General features: G+C 34.9%; 1 pseudogene. It reads right to left on the reverse strand.

The window, feature by feature from the left end:
- Positions 1-25: 25 nt before the first annotated feature.
- Positions 26-467 (reverse strand): annotated as a pseudogene (locus AC1DJR_RS33320) (E2/UBC family protein); the annotation flags it as partial.

A 467-nucleotide genomic window follows, 5' to 3' on the forward strand; every position in this document is an offset into this window, starting at 1 on the left:
TATAAAAACCTCTTCTATTATGTTGTTATTCATGCACATCACTACTTTCTTCGGAGCAAATGAGGCATTGAGCATCTTTATATAAATATTTTGTCTCATTTAATCTCTCGTTAGTAAATGAATAACGTGTCGTTTTTTTATAGTCATACTTTTCAAAAAGAAAATCATCCCCTTTCCATGATAAAAGCGGATTACCTTTTAGGCTTCCTAAAAGTATCTTGATCCCAGTATCTACAGTTAACATAGCGGAACGTTCACTGTCTAAGAAATTATATGGTGTAAATACAGAGCCACAACCGGTAATTGACTTAGCAAACTCTTGGAATGGCTCTGCGAATGCTGAACGGTTATAAATAGGTGTATCCTCATCTGGTTTAAATAGACATTGATAACAGCCTGTCCTTTCTTTATTCAATGTTATTAAAGTATGTCCTCCAATACCTAGTGGCTCCACCCAGGTATATATG

Source organism: Bacillus sp. 05T31, assembly GCF_056396725.1.